Origin of the sequence: Mycobacterium sp. IS-1264, assembly GCF_001954195.1 — a bacterium.
Classification (GTDB): Bacteria; Actinomycetota; Actinomycetes; order Mycobacteriales; family Mycobacteriaceae; genus Mycobacterium.
Genome location: NZ_MBES01000077.1, coordinates 1 through 577, shown reverse-complemented (window position 1 = coordinate 577; position 577 = coordinate 1). Strand labels below are relative to the sequence as shown.

General features: G+C 61.0%; 2 pseudogenes. One reads left to right on the top strand and one right to left on the bottom strand.

What is annotated here, in order from left to right:
* A pseudogene (locus A5744_RS20125) lies at positions 1–266 on the bottom strand (serine/threonine protein kinase); the annotation flags it as partial.
* Between the two features lie 123 nt (positions 267–389).
* On the opposite strand from A5744_RS20125, the pseudogene A5744_RS20120 reads away from it, so the two are divergent.
* Positions 390–577: pseudogene (locus A5744_RS20120) on the top strand (serine/threonine protein kinase); the annotation flags it as partial.

Below are 577 nucleotides of genomic sequence, written 5' to 3'. Positions count from 1 at the left end.
ATCGACATCCACAGCTGGCCGTCACACTCGCCGCGGTCATGGACGGAAACAAGGTGCGGATGCCACAGCGACGACGCTAAGTCGGCCTCCCTGATGAACCGATCCCGGTAGTCGGGTTGACTGGATAGCTGGTCGTTCAGAATCTTGAGGGCGTCCCGCCGCGGCAACCGTGGGTGCTGAGCGAGGTAGACATCACCCATCGCACCGGTCCCTAATAGCGACACGATGGTGTAGCCGGCGAACGAGGCACCGCTCATCAACGGCATGCGCAAATGTTAACGACGCCCATCGCCGGTTGTTCAAGAATGCACCGCTACGCACTATCCCGAGTCGACGCTGTTTTTGTCGGAGTGTCACTGGTCAGCCGCTGCGCTTGTAGTATGCGGCGCATGCCGCTAGAGGAAGGGGCGGATTTCGCCGGGTTCACCGTGGTGCGGCTGTTGGGCAGCGGCGGAATGGGTGAGGTCTATTTGGCTCGACATCCGCGGTTGCCCAGGCTGGAAGCGCTGAAGGTTTTGCGCGCCGATGTCTCCGCCGACCCAAGTTTTCGAGAGCGGTTCATTCGAGAGGCCGACTT